This is a genomic window from Athalassotoga saccharophila, assembly GCF_009936215.1.
GTDB classification, from domain to species: domain Bacteria; phylum Thermotogota; class Thermotogae; order Mesoaciditogales; family Mesoaciditogaceae; genus Athalassotoga; species Athalassotoga saccharophila.
The window spans coordinates 913,446-932,363 of the sequence record NZ_AP019551.1 but is presented as its reverse complement, the minus strand read 5'-3'; the positions used below and the strand labels follow the sequence as shown (position 1 = coordinate 932,363).

At 42.7% G+C, this 18,918-nt stretch carries 17 protein-coding genes; 8 read left to right on the top strand and 9 right to left on the bottom strand.

What is annotated here, in order from left to right; genetic code table 11:
- Positions 1-9: 9 nt before the first annotated feature.
- From ATHSA_RS04675 to ATHSA_RS04645, 7 genes are read left to right on the top strand one after another with little or no spacing between them, the layout of a single operon-like run.
- The gene (locus ATHSA_RS04675) at positions 10-2,298 is read left to right on the top strand and encodes a BamA/OMP85 family outer membrane protein (protein ID WP_161847983.1); all 2,289 of its coding nucleotides are present in this window, start codon (positions 10-12) and stop codon (positions 2,296-2,298) included.
- A gap of 12 nt (positions 2,299-2,310) precedes the next feature.
- Positions 2,311-3,171, top strand: coding sequence for a 16S rRNA (cytosine(1402)-N(4))-methyltransferase RsmH (gene rsmH / locus ATHSA_RS04670; protein ID WP_161847982.1), 861 nt, complete (start codon positions 2,311-2,313; stop codon positions 3,169-3,171).
- Positions 3,168-3,542: a hypothetical protein gene (locus tag ATHSA_RS04665; RefSeq protein ID WP_232060135.1), complete on the top strand. Its 375-nt coding sequence runs from the start codon at positions 3,168-3,170 to the stop codon at positions 3,540-3,542. The genes rsmH and ATHSA_RS04665 overlap by 4 nt, the downstream gene beginning before the upstream one ends.
- Positions 3,543-3,545: 3 nt before the next feature.
- Positions 3,546-5,369: a penicillin-binding protein gene (locus tag ATHSA_RS04660; protein WP_161847980.1), complete on the top strand. Its 1,824-nt coding sequence runs from the start codon at positions 3,546-3,548 to the stop codon at positions 5,367-5,369.
- Between the two features lie 11 nt (positions 5,370-5,380).
- Entirely contained in the window at positions 5,381-6,091 is a 711-nt protein-coding gene (gene lptB, locus ATHSA_RS04655) for an LPS export ABC transporter ATP-binding protein (RefSeq protein WP_161847979.1), read from the top strand.
- 17 nt (positions 6,092-6,108) lie between these two features.
- Entirely contained in the window at positions 6,109-7,794 is a 1,686-nt protein-coding gene (locus tag ATHSA_RS04650) for a 2-oxoacid:acceptor oxidoreductase subunit alpha (RefSeq protein WP_161847978.1), read from the top strand.
- Between the two features lie 26 nt (positions 7,795-7,820).
- On the top strand, positions 7,821-8,663 hold the full coding sequence (locus ATHSA_RS04645; protein WP_161848941.1) for a thiamine pyrophosphate-dependent enzyme: 843 nt from the start codon (positions 7,821-7,823) through the stop codon (positions 8,661-8,663).
- Between the two features lie 23 nt (positions 8,664-8,686).
- On the opposite strand, the gene ATHSA_RS04640 is transcribed toward ATHSA_RS04645, so the two are convergent.
- The 7 genes from ATHSA_RS04640 to ATHSA_RS04610 are packed head-to-tail and all read right to left on the bottom strand — an operon-like array spanning position 8,687 to position 15,573.
- Positions 8,687-9,064 carry a hypothetical protein gene (locus tag ATHSA_RS04640; protein WP_161847977.1) on the bottom strand — a complete coding sequence of 126 codons (378 nt, stop codon included), beginning with the start codon at positions 9,062-9,064 and terminating at the stop codon, positions 8,687-8,689.
- Positions 9,061-9,528, bottom strand: a complete 468-nt coding sequence (locus ATHSA_RS04635) for a hypothetical protein (RefSeq protein WP_161847976.1) — start codon at positions 9,526-9,528, stop codon at positions 9,061-9,063. Before ATHSA_RS04635 ends, ATHSA_RS04640 begins: the two co-directional genes overlap by 4 nt.
- Complete coding sequence (locus ATHSA_RS04630; protein ID WP_161847975.1) at positions 9,521-10,522, bottom strand: ABC transporter ATP-binding protein; 1,002 nt, start codon at positions 10,520-10,522, stop codon at positions 9,521-9,523. The genes ATHSA_RS04635 and ATHSA_RS04630 overlap by 8 nt, the downstream gene beginning before the upstream one ends.
- Positions 10,512-11,504, bottom strand: coding sequence for an ABC transporter ATP-binding protein (locus tag ATHSA_RS04625; RefSeq protein WP_161847974.1), 993 nt, complete (start codon positions 11,502-11,504; stop codon positions 10,512-10,514). Before ATHSA_RS04625 ends, ATHSA_RS04630 begins: the two co-directional genes overlap by 11 nt.
- 4 nt (positions 11,505-11,508) lie before the next feature.
- Positions 11,509-12,498: an ABC transporter permease gene (locus ATHSA_RS04620; RefSeq protein WP_161847973.1), complete on the bottom strand. Its 990-nt coding sequence runs from the start codon at positions 12,496-12,498 to the stop codon at positions 11,509-11,511.
- Positions 12,499-12,508: 10 nt separating this feature from the next.
- Positions 12,509-13,663 carry an ABC transporter permease gene (locus tag ATHSA_RS04615; protein WP_161847972.1) on the bottom strand — a complete coding sequence of 385 codons (1,155 nt, stop codon included), beginning with the start codon at positions 13,661-13,663 and terminating at the stop codon, positions 12,509-12,511.
- Positions 13,664-13,722: 59 nt separating this feature from the next.
- Positions 13,723-15,573 carry an ABC transporter substrate-binding protein gene (locus ATHSA_RS04610; RefSeq protein ID WP_161847971.1) on the bottom strand — a complete coding sequence of 617 codons (1,851 nt, stop codon included), beginning with the start codon at positions 15,571-15,573 and terminating at the stop codon, positions 13,723-13,725.
- Between the two features lie 256 nt (positions 15,574-15,829).
- Between ATHSA_RS04610 and ATHSA_RS04605 the strand changes: the two genes are divergently transcribed.
- The gene (locus tag ATHSA_RS04605; RefSeq protein ID WP_161847970.1) at positions 15,830-17,089 is read left to right on the top strand and encodes an MFS transporter; all 1,260 of its coding nucleotides are present in this window, start codon (positions 15,830-15,832) and stop codon (positions 17,087-17,089) included.
- A gap of 38 nt (positions 17,090-17,127) precedes the next feature.
- Here ATHSA_RS04605 and ATHSA_RS04600 read toward each other — a convergent pair whose 3' ends face one another.
- On the bottom strand, positions 17,128-17,958 hold the full coding sequence (locus tag ATHSA_RS04600; protein ID WP_161847969.1) for a carbohydrate ABC transporter permease: 831 nt from the start codon (positions 17,956-17,958) through the stop codon (positions 17,128-17,130).
- A gap of 11 nt (positions 17,959-17,969) precedes the next feature.
- Positions 17,970-18,875 (bottom strand): carbohydrate ABC transporter permease, encoded by a 906-nt coding sequence (locus ATHSA_RS04595; RefSeq protein ID WP_161847968.1) that lies wholly within the window; start codon positions 18,873-18,875, stop codon positions 17,970-17,972.
- Positions 18,876-18,918 lie beyond the last annotated feature (43 nt).

Here is an 18,918-nt window from a genome sequence, read left to right as displayed (position 1 = left end):
GTTCAAAAGATGAAGAAATATCTTGTTTTGCTGGTACTGATTATTTCCATAACGATGGTTTCATTCTCTCAAGTCCAAACGATCTCATTTTTGAAGATCGAGGGGAACACGAGTCTTGCGACCTCTATAATAACTTCGAAATTGTCCAACGCCGTAAAGATCGGACAGCCTCTCAACACCAATGCGCTCTATCAAGCGCTCCAATCACTCTACGAAACGGGATATTTCTCTTACATAGAGCCAAAGATAGAGTATTCACCGATAGGTCCAGGTCTTGTGATAGTCGTTGTTGAAAACCCGGTCATAAAATCTGTAGATGTGAGTGTGAATGGCCCTGACCTCGTGAGTATCGACAAAATAAAAGATGCCATAACGGTCAAAGCAAGTGAAGTGTTAAATCTCGTCAGCCTTAAAAATTCCTTTCAAAACATAATGAACCTTTACACAAGCGCGGGATACCTTGCCAACATAATAGGTATCCAGACCAACATAGTTCAAAGCGGAAATTCAATAATAGTGCCGGACGGGAAATTAAAGATAACGGTAAATGAATATGCCGTATGGGACTTAAAACTAACCGGTGATTACGGATCCCTTACTTCCGAGGATATCATCAAGGCCACAGGTCTTTTCACGATGAAGGAATATGAAAATATGAACCCAATCCAAAAATTGTTTGCAAATCCGAATGATGCTTACCTTAAAATATCAACAGTTCAGGATTTTCAAGCCAAACTCTTTCAGATGGGTTATTTTTCTATGGACACGACGCTTAACTTCTCAACTCCCACAAATGTGGCCTCTTCATTCAAATCTCCGGCCGTAGATCTCGTCGTGAATGCCAAACTCGCGCACGTGATCCAATCTGGAATGCCCGTTGATGGATATTACTTTACCGGCGTTACAGAGGTAAATCCATCTAATTTAGCCCGGTACGCTGGCATAACCGCGCCTTCAACGACAAACAATTTCCTTCAACTTTATCAACTTGCAAAGATAAGAGAATATTACCAAAATCATGGTTATCTCCTGACCTCGGCCGAGGTCATATACCACAAATTTCAAAGCATGAGTGGCGGATTTTTGGAATACAAAATCATCGAAAGACACATAGGCCAGATAGAGATAACCGGTAACACAAAAACCAAGACTTATTTGATAAAGCGCGAACTCGCCTTCAAAGTGGGAGATCCTCTTACGACGCAAAGTTTAATTCAAAGTTACAACAATCTTAGGAACACTCAATTCTTCTCAAACGTATCCATAGTGCCAACGCTTCCATCGACCGATTCGACGATCGTCAACATAGTCGTGCAGGTTGTCGAAAACGATAAGCCGAGGCAAATAGGTGCCTCCCTGTCTGTAAGCCAGCCCGGACAGGGCCAGCCATGGTACAGTGGAATAACTGGAAGTGGAAATATAAGTATCGTGAACCTTAACGGCATAGGAGACACGCTGTCCGGTCAGGTTACACTCGGGGTGAATCCGACGGCAAATGTGACTTACGGGATTATCTTTCCTCTGAATTTACCTATGAACTTCACATCGAGCATATACTACAACACGCTCCAGCCTTTTGTCTTGGAAAATGGTCAGACCCTATATTACAACGAGACCGAATACGGAATATCCGCAAGCGTTGGGTACCAGCCGGATGTCTACACCTCTTACAATATAGGCGGAAACTTTTACTTTTTCAACAAAAGTCAGGGTTCAACGCCGATTTCCGCCTCTTTGATGGGCGCCGCAAGCGGTACATGTAGGTCGGTATCTCTCTCTTACAACTACACGAATGTAAATAATGTGCTTCTAACAACGCAGGGAATAAAATTGGGAGGGAATATTTCATACGCAGGCTTTGGTGGACAGGAAAATTACCTTCAGGGATATTTAAGCCTCTCTGGTTACCTTCCCATCTTCAACAATTTCGCAATCGCGGGCCGCATACTCATTGGAGACGGATACGGTCAGGACTTTTACGTCGGAGGGCCAACAACTGTGCGCGGATGGAGTCAGGAAGGCGGACTTCAGGAATTCGTTTCCAACTTAGAGTTGAGATATGTTGTGAATTCTCAGGATGTACCGATAATGCTCACCGCTTTTTACGATTTTGGAGGCGCTGGAGACCAACTCATGACGTACGGAATGATAAACAATCAATTCATGAATTCGATAGGAGTCGGAATAAATTTTGAAATACCGTATTTAGGCGTTCTAAGATTCGATTTCCCGTACAAGGTCGTAAATGGGAATCTCCAATATTCTGGAATTTCCTTTGGTGTTGGAGAAATGTTTTAAAAGTGATATAATTTGGGACAACACACAAGTGTACTTTTAAAAGAGGTCGTAGAAGGTTTTGAAAATCTAAAAAACGGCGGGATCTTCGTCGATTGTACGGTCGGTGGTGGCGGCCACAGTGAGGGTTTGCTTGAAAAATATGAAAAGATTTCGTTAATAGGTATGGACAGAGATCCCGTGGCTTTAGAGGTGGCAAAAGACAGACTCTCTAAATTTGGTCAGAGGGTAAGATTATTTCAGAGAAACTTTTCCGATCTCGATGAATTACTCGATGACCTTGATGTAGAAAAAGTCGATGGCATTTTCGCAGACCTTGGTCTTTCTTCATTTCAAATAGATTCGGAAGATAGAGGATTTTCTTTCAAAAAAAGCGGACCTCTCGATATGCAAATGGGCCTGAACACAAAGAGCGCTTACGACGTTGTGAATGGTTATGAGGCCGAAAAATTGGAGAAGGTGATACGTGATTATTCTGAGGAACGCTTTGCAAGAAGAATTGTAAGTAGTATAATTGAAAAGAGACCGATAAAAAGTACGAACGAGTTGGTTGAGGCGATTTTTTCTTCTCTTCCATCCTATGCCAAAAAGGACTGGAAAAAGATAGTAACGCGAGTTTTTCAGGCAATAAGGATAGAGGTAAATGAGGAACTTGAAAATCTTTCTAAACTCATAGAAATATCGAAGAAGAGACTCAAAAAGGGTGGAAGAATAGGTGTTATTTCTTTTCATTCTCTTGAAGATCGCATCGTGAAGTATGGTCTAAAAGAGGGTTTTGTGATTATCACGAAAAAGCCAATTGTTCCTGATTATGACGAGATCAAAATGAATCCAAGATCGAGAAGTGCAAAGTTAAGAATTGGTGAAAGGACGTGAGATTTGTGGAAGATGTAAGAGTACGTCATGTTGTAGTTCAGGAAGGCACACAGGTCGAAACAAAGGTTGAAGGAATAGGAGTAATACGTTCTCTGGCAATAGGAATAGGTGTTTTTGCAGTGCTTTCTGTTCCGTTGCTTTTGAACATCCAAACTGTGAAATACAATTCACAGATAACTAACATGACGTATGAAATAAATGTCATGAAATCCCAAATCTTAAACCAGCAAAGCGAGATGAACGTCTATCTTCAGGAAAAATTCCCGAGTGCCGTAACTTTTAAAGAAGGAAATCAGATCTTCTTCGTAAGAGGAGCAAATCCAGCCATAAAAGGAGATGCAAAACAGGCTGCACAACTTGCTGGTCAATAAAAGATGAATGACTGGAAAATACGTTTTGTTCTCATAATTTTATTTTCTGCCTTTCTTTTTTACATCGTAAGAGGCATAGTTGTTGTCGCTAATTTTCAAAGAGTTTACATTCCACCCGCCTCTCTTACCCTTCCCGCACCGTACGGAAATATCGTTGGAGTGAATGATCAGCCTATCCTGCAAAATAACCTCTCTTACGATGTTTACATAGATGTTGGTTATGCGAAGACGCTTTCTTCTATAGAAGGATGGAAATATCCCGATAGAGTCATACAGGTACTCGATTATTTTGGAAAAGATCCAAATTCAAAAACGATTTCTTCTATTCTAAAGGCAGGTAAGGGTGGAATTGAGATAGGACTTGTGAATGAGCAAATGGTAAACAACCTTCCATCCGATCTTAAGAGTTTTTTGAACATTCAACGTGTTTATGTCCAAACAAGAGTTGCCACATCTCTCGAGATAATAGCGAGGGCCATTCAGGGCGAATACGATAATTACGTTAAACCCGTCAAAAATGGTGAACTCGTCTACAATGCACTCGGACCTTACGCCTTGACTTCCGGAATAAAGAAACTCGTCCAGCCCGTTGGGGGCGATACGGTGGTAACGACGATAGATCCATCCATACAGGCCTTTGCAAAGCAGGCGATAGAGTACGCGGTCAAGACGAATGCCGCAAGCGGTGGTGAGGTCATCGTCTCCAATCCAAAAACCGGTGCCATAATCGCTATGGCAACGACCTGGGGATGGAATGCTCCGGTCATGAATGTCTTTGAGCCGGGATCTTCCATAAAGCCACTTATCTTTTGTGCGGCATTGCAGGAAGGTATCGTCAACGTCAATTCAACCTTTACAGGCCCTTATTATATCCCAAACCCAAATATACCGCTTGTCATAAAAGACGCAGAAGTTCATCCCTGGCCAATCGATTTAAGGGAGGCTTTGGTGTATTCTTCAGACGTCGCCGAGATGAAGATAGCAACGGATTTCATAAGAACTGTGGGTGATACCAATTACTACAACTGGTTTTTGAGATTTGGCTTTGGCCGTAAAACGGGAATAGATCTGCCCGGAGAGGTTGATGGTTTTCTAACGCCTCCGTCTGAATGGTATGGAATAGGTGGACAGGAAATGGCGATAGGCCAGAGTATAGCGGTTACCGGCGTCCAACTTTTAACGGCCCTTAACGCGGTGGTAAACGGTGGATATCTTGTAAAGCCACACGTTATGAAAGAAATAATAACTCCTTCAGGTAGCATTGTCGCGGTATACACCCCCCAAGCGACTCAAATTTTCAATTCAGAAGTTACCCAAATAGTAAGGAGTTTCATGGTAGACGTTGTAGAGAAGGGAACTGGGATTCCAGCGCAACTTCCCGGTATACTTGTTGGCGGTAAAACGGGAACTGCTGAAAAATCTGTCAATGGGAAGGTCTCCACGAAGGGACCATATTTTTCTATCTTTTACGGCTTCTTTCCGGCAGACGATCCGCAATACTCGATCCTTGTCATGGTTGACCAGCCTTCGAAAGGTCTCTACTATGGAGAAGACGTTGCGGCTCCGGTCTTTCACGACATAGGTGAATACATAATAAAGATGGGATATCTTGAAAATGATCAGAACCACCTTTTCTCTTCTTTTTCGATGCCTAATTTGAAAGGCCTTACGCTTAACGAAAGTCTTTACCTTCTCCGCGAAATATCCATTCCGGCATCGAAAATATCTTTCAGCGGAAATGGTATAGTCGTAAGTCAGACTCCTCCGCCCAACACGCCGATAAGCAAGATAAAAAACATTACCATAACTTTGGGTCCTTCATTTTAAGAGGTGAAAGGATGAGTAAACTTCTGTGTTATAAATTAAGGAAGAAATTCGGTAGAAAATTAGCCGTCGATGATGTTTCCCTTTCGATAGATAGCGGTCAGGTTGTGGGAATCCTCGGACCCAACGGAGCCGGAAAGACAACTGTTTTCAACATGATACTCGGACTTACAATACCCGATTCGGGCCACATATTCAAAGATTCTGTTGAAATAACGGATATGCCAGTTTATCTCAGGGCAAGAAATGGTATAACCTATCTTGCCCAGGAACCATCGATCTTTGCCGGCCTTTCCGTCGAAGACAATTTAAGGCTTGTACTTGAAAATTTCGACCATTCAAAAAAGGAAATCGAACTAAAAATAAAATATCTCCTGACACGTTTTGGACTTATTTCTATGTCAAAGCAAAGGGCAGATTCTCTCTCCGGGGGAGAAAAGAGAAGACTTGAAATAGCAAGGATGATGACTTTGTCTCCATCTTTTGTGCTTCTCGATGAACCTTTCGGCGGGATCGATCCGATGACGGTCAAGGAAATACAAAAGATCGTACTCGAGTTGAAGGAAAATGGCCTTGGAATAATAATAACCGATCACTCGGTAGAAAGGATCGTTGAAATCGTAGATGAACTTTACGTTATTCACAAAGGCAAAATACTTTCTCACGGTTTGCCAGAAAATGTTTTGAGAGATGAAAATGTCGTAAGAAATTTCTTGGGAAGTTAGAGAAAGGAGGCAATAAAATGAAAGACGATCTTTCCGTTGTGCTTTGCGGGGAAGCGGGGCAGGGAATACAAACTGTCGAAAGGTTTTTGACGAGAGTGTTGAAATTCGATGGATTCAATGTTTACGCGACAAAAGAATACATGTCGAGAGTCAGAGGTGGATTCAATTCAACAGAAATAAGGGTTTCTTCAAAAAATGTAAAGGCTTTCGTGAATAGGATAGATATCCTTGTAACTCTTAAAAAAGGCGCTGTTAATCACCTTAAGGATAGAGTGGATGATCACACCGTAATACTCGGTGAGGCATCTAATGTCGATGACGGTTACAAATTCATAGAAGTCCCATTTACAAAGATCGCAACAGAAATAGGAGACAGGATATTCTCAAATACCGTTGCCGTAGGGACTCTTTCTGCCATAATTGGTGTTGATTTCAAAACCCTCGAGAAATACCTTGAGGAATTCTTTTCAAGAAAGGGAAAGGATGTAGTTGACAAAAATATTCAAGCGGCAAAGAGAGGTTTTGAAATAGGAGAGGGACTTGTAAAGGAAGGCAAGATAAAGGTAGAAATAAAGAAAGATCCAAATGTCAAAGATGATCTGTTGATCGATGGTGCGAGCGCAATAGGTCTGGGAGCGATAGCCGGAGGATGCAATTTCATATCCTCTTACCCAATGACGCCATCAACGGGTATTTTGACCTTTCTTGCAGAGCACGCCAAGGAATTCGGCATCGTCGCAGAACAGGCAGAAGACGAAATAAGCGCGGTCAACATGGCCATTGGTGCATGGTATGCCGGATCTCGTGCAATGGTAACGACGGCAGGTGGAGGATTTGCGCTCATGGTCGAGGGAATGAGCCTTGCCGGCATGATAGAAAGTCCTCTCGTCGTCAATCTCGGACAGAGACCTGCACCTGCGACCGGCCTTCCGACGAGAACGGAACAGGGAGATTTACTTTTTGCACTTTATTCCGGTCATGGAGAATTTCCCAAAATTCTTCTTGCGCCCGGGACACTCGAGGACGCCTTTTATCTGACGCAGAAAGCATTCTACTTTGCGGACAAATTTCAGGTACCAGTTATAATCTTAAGCGATCAGTACCTCGTAGATTCTTACTACAACATTTCAAATTTAGAAGTTCCAAAGGTACAGCCTCAAAAGTTCATCGTTGAAACGACCAAAGATTACAAAAGGTATCAACTCGTTGAAAATGGCATATCTCCGCGCGGAATTCCGGGAGGAGAAGGACTTGTAGACGTGGACAGCGACGAGCATGATGAGAGTGGACATATAACGGAGGATCTCGACATAAGGGTAAAAATGGTTGAAAAAAGACTTAAAAAATTCGACGCGATAAGGGCAGAGATAATCCCTCCAGAGTTTATAGGTCCGAAGGATTACCAAACTCTCGTTGTCGGATGGGGATCTACCTATCCCATGATAAGGGAAGCGGTGGAAAATGTGGGAGACAAAAAGATGGCCTTCCTTTATTTCAAACAGGTCTATCCGATCCATCCGGATGCGAAGAAGTATCTCCAATCTGCCAAGAAAAGAATAATAATTGAAAATAACGCCACATCTCAATTCGGACAACTTTTAAAATTAGAAACGGGAATTGATTTTGATAAAAAGATCCTCAAATACAATGGAATGCCATTTTCAGTCGAAGAACTCATTTCGAGATTAAAAGAAGGCAGGTGATCTTTGTGGATAAAAAAATATTCGATATGGGACCTATCGACATCGCTTGGTGTCCGGGATGCGGAGATTATGGAATATTGAATGCCGTCAAACAAACGATGGCAGAACTTGAGATTCCGCCCGAAAGATTCGTCATAGTGTCTGGAATAGGACAGGCTGCAAAACTTCCACATTACATGAAATCGAATTTTTTCAACGGCCTTCACGGAAGGGCAATTCCACCTGCAACGGCCATTAAAATAACGAACCCCGATCTCGTAGTCATAGCAGAAAGTGGCGATGGGGATATATACGGAGAGGGAGGGAACCATTTCCTTCACGCGATGAGAAGGAATCCGGACATAACGGTCATAGTCCATGATAACATGGTGTATGGTCTTACAAAAGGCCAGGCCTCTCCAACAAGCAGAGAAGGTTTCAAAACTCCCGTTCAAGTTGAGGGAGTAATACTTAAGCCTTTCAACCCAATTGCCGTGGCGATAGCCAACGGTGCATCATTTGTCGCAAGGGCATCCATAACGGACATACCCGGCACTGTAAAGATCTTGAAGGCCGCGATCCAGCACAAAGGATTCTCACTGGTTGATTTATTTCAGCCATGTGTTACGTTCAACAAGTTAAACACCTATCAGTGGTTCAAAGATAACACGTATTATCTCGAAGATTCATACGATCCACACAACAAAGTGGAGGCCTTCAAGCGCGCTCTCGAAGAGGACAAATTGCCACTCGGCATCTTCTACGTTGAGGAAAGAAAAACATTCGAAGAAAACAACATGGCCTACGAAGAGGATAAAACCCCTCTTTACAAAAGAAATGTCGATCTTAAAAAACTTTCAAATCTTATCGATTCGATGAGAAAAGATTAAGGGCGACGGCGTCGCCCTTAATTTTAAGAAATGAATCCCAAAAAGATCATGGCGAGGATATTTCCAAAAAGGCAGAACATGTAAAGAAAGATGGTATTCACGATACCGGTGCTCAGGCTGAGATTCGATGCTATAACCTCGTTAAAAGATCCAAAGATCTGCAAGATAAAGAAACTGAGCCAGAAATAAAGTATCATCGCTATCAAAGTTCCCGAAAGCGTTACGAATATACCAATCTTTATGTCTCTTACCGTTAAAACTACAAGAATTCCGAGAACAAGCATAAGAACGTAAACAAGCCAGCCGGGAAATTCAGAAAAAGGCAAAAAAAGCAAAGACATCTGGGCCATCAAAAAGGCCAAAGCGTCCATTAAACTCCAAACAACGAATCTTATCTTCATTTTTTCATCTCCTTGACGACTCCCTCAAAAACCATTGTACCTCTCGTGTCATGATTCCCAGTCAAAAAATGCGTTACAAGGTACATGGTGTAATTTAATTTTGAAGATAACTCATCATTTGGAAAGTTGAAAGTTGCCGTTGCAACGAGTCTCTTGCCGTCAAAAACTCCAAGTATTCCATCTGAAGGAAATTGAAAGACGCCGAGAGACTTTCCATTTGCGCTTAAAACGCAGGAAGCCTCAGAAAAATAAGCGTTTTTTGCGGTAAATCCAGAATTTCCAACTATCTCAAATGTTATTCTTGTTTCCGAGGCCGATTTTGTAATCGATGTCGAGTAAAGTTCGGCTTTGAAATCTCCCATAAATGTCGTGTAAGAGTTAAACCTCGCGATTGAGATCGCGAGGTTTACAAAGAGCAAAACTAACAAAAGACCGAATGGCAAAAATCTTTTCCAGTCAAGCAACTGTATCACCGTCTTTCTTGTAAAGAAAGCATGCAACTTTGTGATTTTGACCCACATCAACGAGTTCTGGCTCTTTCTGATTGCATATTTCCATCGCAAAGGGACATCTATCGTAAAATCTGCACCTCGGAAGAGGATCTATCGGTTTTCCTATTCCGCCCTTTATCTCGACGGATTTTCTTTTGAATTCTGGATCTGGCACTGGCACGGCAGATATCAAGGCCTTTGTGTAAGGATGAAGGGGATTGTTTATCAACTCTTCGGAATCTGCGTATTCGACCATCCTTCCGAGATACATAACGCTTATCTCATCGGCCATATACCTTGCAACGGCGAGATCATGGGTTATGTAAAGAAAACTCATGTTCATCTCCTTGATGAGTTCCATCATCAACTTCATGACCTGAGTTCTTATCGACACGTCAAGCATGGATGTTGGTTCATCGGCGACGACGAATTCTGGCTTCATCACGAGTGCTCTCGCTATCGCAACCCTCTGTCTCTGACCACCGCTCAATTCGTGCGGATACCTCCACAAAAACGCGTCAGGAGGAGAAATTCCCACCCTTTTGAGTATATCCATGACCATCAGTTCACGCTTTTTGAGAGTCCCAAAATTCTGGATATTCATTGGTTCGGCAACTATGTCGAATATGGTCTTTCGAGGGTTTAGCGATTCAAAGGGATCTTGAAAGATCATTTGCGTTTTACTGTGAAACCATCTTTTATCCTCTGCCTCGTGAAGATGAGTGACATCTTTTCCAAGGAAGGTTATCTTTCCTCCGGTGGGCTCGTAAAGTTTTAAGATTGTTTTACCTGTTGTCGTCTTTCCACAGCCGGATTCTCCAACTAAGGAAAGTACCTTACCTTTTTCTATTTGAAAATTGAGGTTATCAACGGCGTGAAGAAAATGTTTTGCACGTGAAAAGACGCTCTTTTTCATCGGAAAAAATTTGCTGAGATTTTCAACTTTCAAAACGATCTCACCCGACATTATTCCTCACCTGCTTTTTTAGATTCTGTGGATGGAAGCACGCAACGAAGTGATTATTCTCTATCTCTTCGTACGATGGTTCTTTTTTCCAGCATTCGTCGGTCGCAAAAGGACATCTTGGCGCAAATCTGCAATGATCTGGAGCATTAAGTAAGTTGGGTGGCTCTCCGGGAATCGTAACGAGTTCTTTCTTTGGTCCCCTTATTGAAGGGAAAGAGGACATCAATCCCACAGTGTAGGGATGGGCCGGTCTTTTGAAGATCGTTATGGAATCTGACATTTCTACTATTTTTCCTGCGTACATTATCGCTATTTTAGAAGCGACCTCGGCGATCACGGCGATATCGTGAGAAATGTATATCATGGACATATTCAATTTTTTCTGAATCTTTTCAAGTTCTCTCAAAATCGTATCCTGCACTATGACATCAAGTGCCGTCGTTGGTTCATCCGCGATTATGAGTTTGGGATTGCACGCGAGACTCATCGCTATGACGGCTCTCTGTTTCATTCCGCCTGAATATTCGTGAGGATAATTGTCCATTCTTTCGGGATCGAGACCTACGAGTTTGTAAAGGCTCGCAACCCTTTGGCGGGCCTCCTCGAATGTAACGTTAGGCTCGTGAGTCGTGATTGCCTCTATTATCTGATCTCCAACCCTGTAGACCGGGTTGAGCGAGTTCATCGCGGCCTGAAAGATCATCGAAATTCCCGCCCATCTTACTTTGTTCATATCTTCATTTGAAATCTTTACTATGTCCTTTCCTCCAAAAAAGATATTGCCAGAAATTATCCTTGCATTTTCGGGAAGCAGGCGCATTATAGACATCGAAACTGAAGTTTTGCCGCATCCAGACTCACCCACAAGACCCATCGACTCACCCTCGTACAGAGAAAAGGATATATTATCGGCGGCTTTAACCTGACCGGCCTGCGTATCGTAATACATTTTCAAATTTTTAACCTCAAGTACGGCCTTCATCGTCTCACCTCTTCCTTAACCTTGGATTGACAACTTCGTCAAGTCCGCGTCCTATGAAATAGAAAGCGCCGCACAGCAAGGTTATGGAAGCACCGGCAGGCAGCCATAACCACCAGTAATTCCAGATATTGCTTCCTATTATGTAGCCGGCCGTATCGGCCGTGTATATCATAAGGCCCCAAGACATCTTTATGTTCAAAAGCCCAAAGAATGAAAGTACGGCCTCAGAAAAGATCGCACCTGTGACGTTAAACATCATGTAAAGAAAGGATAGCGGCATGACATTTGGAATTATGTGGTTGACTATTATGTAAGAATCGCTTGCACCCGACACCTTTGCAGACTCTATGAAGGGCCTTGATTTTACAATTAACGCTTGAGATCTTAGCACTATCGTTATGCCTCCAAAGCCCGAAAGCAATCCTATTATAAGGGCAAGCGTGAGCAAATCCACCTGCATCATCCCGCTTATGACTATCAAAAATGGTATAAATGGAAACAAAAGCACTATGTCTGCAACCCTCATAAAAAATGTATCGAGAGCGCCGCCAAAATATGCCGCGATAGTGCCTATCAGAGTTCCTATTATAACGGTTATAAGAGCGGCAACGATTCCAAGCATGAACTCCCTCGGCGTCGAGTAAAGCAATTGCGCAAGTATGTCTCTTCCGAGCGGATCGGTACCGAGAAGATGTGCCCACGATGGAGGGGCAGGGTTATTCTGCAAGAAATCGTAACCGGTTACCGGATTGTAAGAAACCATGGCGTTAAGACTTGTTGTTTTCCAGACTGTATCCGCAAGTATAGGATATACTATAAAGCCTGCCACGGCAAAGATTATCACTATGTAAAGGCCTATCATTCCTATTTTGGATTGAGAGAAGATCTTCCAGTTTTCTTTGAAAGATCTCCACATCAACTTCATTCTTATTGAAATTGGAGATTCCAACTTCGCTTCAGTTGTTTCAACAGTTGTATTTGTACTGTCTGTCATATTTATCACCTCAATACCTTATTCTCGGATCAAGGAAAGCATATATTATGTCTATGGCCAAATGCGCAAAGAGCACGAATATACCGGTAAAGATAAGCGCTCCGGCCGCAAGCGGATAGTCCTTGGCAAGTGTCGAATCGAGCAAGGTCATGCCCATTCCCGGCCAGGAAAAGAGACTTTCCGTTATGACGCCACCGCTGACCACAAAGCCAAGTGATAGAACGAAATTTGTAACAACCGGAAGCATTGCGGTCCTTGCCGCGTGTTTGTCACGCACAACTTTGTCTGGCAAGCCTTTAGCACGCGCCGTTGTTATGAAATCTTCCTTTATAGTCTCAAGCATCGAATCTCTCATGACAAGCATATTTCCGGCGTAAGAGATTATAGTTACCGTCATGACCGGAAGAACCATGTGCCAGAGAATATCGGCCGCATATATTCCTACGGGGCTTATCCACCAGAAAAAGAGAGAAAATACAACGGCTATGATCGTCGAGAGATAAAAGATCAGCCTGCGTGTCCTAATCCTGTGGGAAAATCTCAAAGCCATAAGATACGAAACAAGCATCACTATCCCTATTATCAGCATAGTCAAAAGTATGTACAAAAAGATGACCTGCGCGTTCAGGTGGGTATGAATCCACAGATCCGGATTAAGGAACTGGTTGAGAGGGAAGATACCCAAAAAAGAACCAAAGAACCATATCATGACGAATATCAAAAGAGGGGTAAAGATCGTGTAAGTTATTATTCCAACAATGGTTGAAACGTATTCTGTCGTCTTTCCGCGGTTCCACGCAAGAGATTTTCCCGAGGCAAAACCCACAAAAAAGGCTATCAGTGTAGCCACCGTAAAGAGCAAAACGGTCCTTGGCAATCTCTCTGCGATAATATTCCACACCGGGGTCGGATAATAAGAAAAAGAGATCCCCAGGTTTAAAGTGAATACGTTTTTCATGTAATCAACAAACTGAAGCCAGAGAGGTTGATCAAGACCGAAAGCCCTTATTATGGCTTCCTGGGCCTGAGGCGTGAGTTTTGGATTCGAAATAAGCAAGGTCTTTATTCCGCCGGGCATAGCGTGAAGCAAGAAAAAAACAATAGCCACGTAAATCACGAGCAAAATGGCTATCTGCAAGATCCTGTTTCCTATGTACTTCAGCATCATCTCACCTTCCCACAAAAAATGAAGGCCGGGCCTAAGACCCGGCCTTATATCAGTCGTTATTGAATGACCTTAACGTAGATGGTTTCACCGTAGCCAGAGTAACCGGATTGAATTCCATCGAGACATTTAGTGTAGGCAAAAGAAATCCTGTCAGCCCTATAGCCTTCTATGACATTTGGCGCAAAGAGAACGATGTATGGAACATCTTCATTGAGATATTCTTCGGCCTTAAAGGCGTATTCGCGCGCAACATTCATGTCTGTTGAATCCAAGAAGGCTTTTGCAACCTTTTCAAAGTCAGGATTGGTGTATCCCGGTGAATTGAATCCACCCGGTACATTTTGATCTGATGAGAAGAATTCGTAGATATAACTCGGATATATCGTTATACCCCAACCAAGAATGTACATATCGAAGTTGAAATTCTGATTGAAGACCGCATCGACTATGTTGTTGAAACTCGTAAGATCGGCATAAAGCGGTATGCCTATATCGTTGGCCCATTTCTCTACCCACAAAGCCGCCGTAGATCTTATAGGATCGTATCCGGCAGACGGGGCCATCATCGTGATCTGCTTTATGAGTTTGCCATCCGGACCCATAAGGCCCTGACCACGCTGGACGAGTTGACCATTCTCTATCTTCGGCTCGATAAGCCATGAGAATCCGGCATCTTTGAGTGTTTTTATCGCAGCCTGATATCTTTGAATCGTTGTCATTCCATCACCGTATGCCTTCAGGTTCGGATTGTACCAGAATTTGTTACCTGGAGGCACAAGAGATGAGAGTGGGTTGGTATTTCCACCGAGGATTTTGTTTGCGAGAAGATCTCTGTCTATTAAGTATGCAATGGCAACCCTAAATGCTTTGTTGTTCATCGGATACCTTCTCAAGTTGAAGGCTATGTACTGGAAACCTAAAGATGGGTTTTCAACGATCTTTATATTCGGATTGGTCTGGAGTTGCTGGACGAATCCTTTTTGAAGTCCGTTCGGATTGAGTATGTAATCGACCTCTCCTTTCATCAAAGCGGAGACTGCTGCCGTCTGGTTTTGATATATTCTGTAGATTATGGAATCAACATACGGTCCCGTCACAAATGTGTTGTTAACGGTACCTTGGGCAGTTCCATAATACGTGTTATCCTGATTGAGAGATGGGATAACGTATCTGACGGCACCATTGGCGTATTCTATCTCCTGCTGGCCCTTAAAGGTATAATTTGGAACGGCTTTGTCAAGCAAATACGCGCCTTTTTGCCATTGGGAGACTGTGAACGCACCTATCGATGGCTCACTTAAGAGATCCTTGTCGTAAGACATCATGTACTGGGCAGGATCCTTTTGCTTGAGCGCTTCTTCATAGACAGGCTCCCAGAACTTCTTCTGGACTATTGCGCTCATCAAAATGGAATAAATGAAATTACCGCTCGGATGCGTTATGTAGAATTTAACCGTGTAGTCATCCACCTTGACGACCTTGATGAAAAGATCGGGAGGAAGATTTGACATCCAGTTTCCGGGCATCTGCAACTTAAACGGTACCTCGTAAGAGAAAACGACATCATCAGCGGTGAAAGGCGTTCCATCTGACCATGTAACACCCTTTAGCAATTTTACGGTTGTAACATACATTGTCGTTCCATCTTCTGTTACCTTCTCAAGCGGTGTCCAGAAGCCATCGGCCAAGGAAGGTACTACCTGATAGGTTAGATCCGACATTCCATACAAACTTCCGTACTTTCCCATCGTTGCATAGAAATTCCACGCTGTTGCATTGGGCCCTAACATGGACCAGATGTTGAGACTTGTTACGTCCGAAAGCATGGCATAATTAGCCGTTCCGCCAGCAAAGACAAGACCCGCCACGACTATCCCCATCAAAGTTACCAACAAAAATTTCTTCACCCAAAAACCCCCTTCCAATCTTGATGTGTGTAAAAGCGTTATAAATTATAAATCAAATCGACATTCATGTCAAGCATTTATACTTAATATTACAAAGTTAACATTCGGAAATAGAAATTTGATGTATTTAAATCATCCGAACATGTTCCAAACCTCTCTTTTTACCACAGACAAAATATCCACTTATTTTCTTAACCTATGTCTTGTAGGCGGGATTTAGGTTTATAATAAAAAGCAAGGAGGCCCTCTTTTTTGAATGTTGACTGAAGATCAAAAGGCACATGCAAGGAAGATTTCCATAATTGAAGGAAGTTTGGCCACAGTCTGGGGATCATTTACCGGAGGATTTGGTGGAAATTCGTACCTTGTAGGGTTCTTTCTCTGGTTAGGTGCAACACCATTTGTAATGTCAATATACGGAGCGCTTATTCCGCTTGCAAGTGTGCTGCAGCCATTCTCTTTGATAATGGCAAGAACCTTCAAAAGTAAAAAGAGATTCATATTAATCATGGCCTTGCTTGCAAGACCAATATTTCTCACACTCGCTCTCGCAGCACTTATAAATAGCGGCGTAAAGGTGTGGATCGCTCTATTCATATTCTTTTTCTTTCAAATAGTAACATCTTCGGCAGGTCCTGCTTGGCAGTCATGGATGACCGAACTCGTAGATCAAAGAGTGCGTGGAAGATACTTTGGGTTGAGAAACCTAATAACTGGACTCATTTCTGTACCCGCCACTCTGATAGCCGGTTACATACTCGATGCACTTGGAGGAGGCTTTTGGGCATTCTTCACCATGTTTGCGATAGGTTCGATCTTTGGAGCGCTTGATGTTTACGCGCTGAAAATTCAGGATGAAGACCCATCTCCATCTGGTAATATGCTAAATCCTCACGTCTTGATCGAAGTTTTGAAAATGAAAGGAGATTACAGGAAATTTCTCATTGCCTACATTCTCTTGACATTTACGGGAACTATTTCCGGTCCATACCCGACCGTCATGATGATAGACGATTTCCATTACAGTTATGCAATACTTGGGCTTATCACAATAGTCTCAAGTCTTGCCGCGGCCTTTGCCCAGCCCATATGGGGACGCCTTGGCGACAAATATGGATCTTTCAAAATGCTTAAATTGGTCGCTTTTTTGCGAGCCTTTTTGATGTTAGGATGGTCTTTAGCACTTCCTTCGTTATTTTACATGTTACCATTCCAGATAATCATAGGGATAGTGGCAAACGCGGGCCTTGGTTTGATGTCCTTTAACACATTGCTAAACGTTGCTCCAACATTCGGAAGAACAGAGGCACTCTCGATTTATTCAAGTCTGGTAAATCTTGCCTCTTTCGTTGGAAACATAATCTCTGGTATTTTCGTAATATTCCTTGCAGAAGTGAATTTTAAATTTCTTGGATTAACATTCAACGATTACAGGATCATCTTCTTTATAACCTTCCTTGCAAGACTTGTGGCTTTTTATTACGTTTACAGAATAAAGTTAGAAAAAAGCGCCTAAGGCGAAGTTGTAAAAACGGATCGCCTTTCGGCAATCCGTTAACCCTTCACCGCTCCCGCAGTCATTCCCGCTATTATTCTATTTTGGAAGATCAACACAAGTATAACGAGAGGGGCCGTAACTATTACAGATGCGGCCATTATCTGACCCCATGGGACGACGTAGTAGCCTGTGAACATCGATATCGCGACTGGGACTGTGTACATACTTGGAATCTGTTCAAAGGTCAGAGCAAATAAAAATTCATTCCATGAGAATATAAAGGTCAAAAGCCCCGTTGCAACAAGACCAGGCACGGCAAGCGGAAGGATAATTCTCCAAAAGGTGCCAAATTTCCCGCTTCCATCTATATAGGCAGCCTCTTCAAGTTCGTGTGGCATGTCTCTAAAGAAGTTCTGCAACGTCCATATGGTCAAAGGAAGTGTAAGCGCTATGTAAGGAATTATAAGACCCGGATAGGTGTTTATGAGTTTAAACGATCTCAAAATCTGAAAGAGTGCACCTAAAATAGATACCTGTGGAAACATGCTTACCATGAGTACGAGGATCATGACTCCAACCTTGCCTGCAAATTTTAGCCGCGCTATCGCGTACGCCGCTACAGATCCTATTACAAGGCAGAGCAAAGTCGCAGATCCTGCAACGATCGTGCTATTCAATATATTCAAAGCAAATGGTCTTTCGGTAAAGACCTGAACATAACTTTCGAAATCAAAATGAAAAGGTATCAAAGATGGATGTGAAGAAAAAAGTTCTGCCGGTGGTCTTATTGAAGAAACGACGGCCCAGTAAAACGGAAAAAGAAAATACACAAGTACAATCACAACTCCTATGTAAAAAAATATCTTTCTCAAATTCTTGTGTTTCATGATCGGCACCTTCAATCGAGACGTATTTTCATCATCTTAACGTAGAAAATTGCAAGAATGCCTATGATCAAAAATATCATAACTGACATGGCACTTCCGTATCCAAAGTAAGGCTGGATAAATCCTCTCGTAAAGAGAGTCCACTGGTTGTAGACGGAAAGTGTTTCAGTATTTGCTGCTCCCTTCGTCATTATGAAGACAATATCGAAAACACGCATTGCATCAAGACTTCTGAAGATAAGGGCAATTCCTATCGTGGGTCTTATCATGGGAAAGGTTACAGACCAAAATCTTTGCCATGCGTTTGCCCCGTCTATTCGAGCCGCTTCATAAAGTTCTTCGGGTATCAACTGTAACCCGGCAAGAATGAGTAAAACCATGAACGGAGTCGTTTTCCATACATCAACGCTTATTATTGCCGGCATAGCAGTCGAAGGAAAGGCAAGAAAGACTATCGGCTGTTTTATTACGTGCAAAGACATGAGTATGGAATTTATAACTCCGTAATTATCGTTGTACATCCATCTCCACATCTCTGAGGACACAACCGTTGGAATTGCCCAAGGGACAAGAACGGCTGCCCTGACAAGGCCTCTTAATTTGAATTTTTTGTTAAGCATCAAAGCGACAAGTACACCAAGAACTGTTTCTATTCCAACAGACCATGCGGTAAATCTTATCGTATTCCAAAGATCATTTACAAATCTTGGATCCTGCCATAACGCTCCGTAATTGGAAAGACCAACAAAGATCTTATTTTGGGGAAACATCAAAGCGGATTTATAAAGGCTGTTGTAAAAAGTTTGGGCCAGAGGCCAAAAGGCTACAAAGGCTATAACCGCTAATGTTGGGATTATAAAGATCAGAGCATAATACGGATCACTTTTGTGAAGGGGATCATTCTTTGTTTTAGACATTGAACTCTCCTTTCAATAAAAGCCGTGCGGGAAACCCCGCACG

What these genes read in the sequence shown, in the direction of transcription:
- ATHSA_RS04675 (WP_161847983.1), top strand. Translation starts at nt 10, where the DNA reads ATGAAGAAATATCTTGTTTTGCTGGTACTGATTATTTCCATAACGATG.
- ATHSA_RS04660 (WP_161847980.1), top strand. Translation starts at nt 3,546, where the DNA reads ATGAATGACTGGAAAATACGTTTTGTTCTCATAATTTTATTTTCTGCC.
- lptB (WP_161847979.1), top strand. Translation starts at nt 5,381, where the DNA reads ATGAGTAAACTTCTGTGTTATAAATTAAGGAAGAAATTCGGTAGAAAA.
- ATHSA_RS04650 (WP_161847978.1), top strand. Translation starts at nt 6,109, where the DNA reads ATGAAAGACGATCTTTCCGTTGTGCTTTGCGGGGAAGCGGGGCAGGGA.
- ATHSA_RS04645 (WP_161848941.1), top strand. Translation starts at nt 7,821, where the DNA reads ATGGGACCTATCGACATCGCTTGGTGTCCGGGATGCGGAGATTATGGA.
- ATHSA_RS04640 (WP_161847977.1), bottom strand. Translation starts at nt 9,064, where the DNA reads ATGAAGATAAGATTCGTTGTTTGGAGTTTAATGGACGCTTTGGCCTTT.
- ATHSA_RS04630 (WP_161847975.1), bottom strand. Translation starts at nt 10,522, where the DNA reads ATGTCGGGTGAGATCGTTTTGAAAGTTGAAAATCTCAGCAAATTTTTT.
- ATHSA_RS04625 (WP_161847974.1), bottom strand. Translation starts at nt 11,504, where the DNA reads ATGAAGGCCGTACTTGAGGTTAAAAATTTGAAAATGTATTACGATACG.
- ATHSA_RS04620 (WP_161847973.1), bottom strand. Translation starts at nt 12,498, where the DNA reads ATGACAGACAGTACAAATACAACTGTTGAAACAACTGAAGCGAAGTTG.
- ATHSA_RS04615 (WP_161847972.1), bottom strand. Translation starts at nt 13,663, where the DNA reads ATGCTGAAGTACATAGGAAACAGGATCTTGCAGATAGCCATTTTGCTC.
- ATHSA_RS04605 (WP_161847970.1), top strand. Translation starts at nt 15,830, where the DNA reads ATGTTGACTGAAGATCAAAAGGCACATGCAAGGAAGATTTCCATAATT.
- ATHSA_RS04600 (WP_161847969.1), bottom strand. Translation starts at nt 17,958, where the DNA reads ATGAAACACAAGAATTTGAGAAAGATATTTTTTTACATAGGAGTTGTG.
- ATHSA_RS04595 (WP_161847968.1), bottom strand. Translation starts at nt 18,875, where the DNA reads ATGTCTAAAACAAAGAATGATCCCCTTCACAAAAGTGATCCGTATTAT.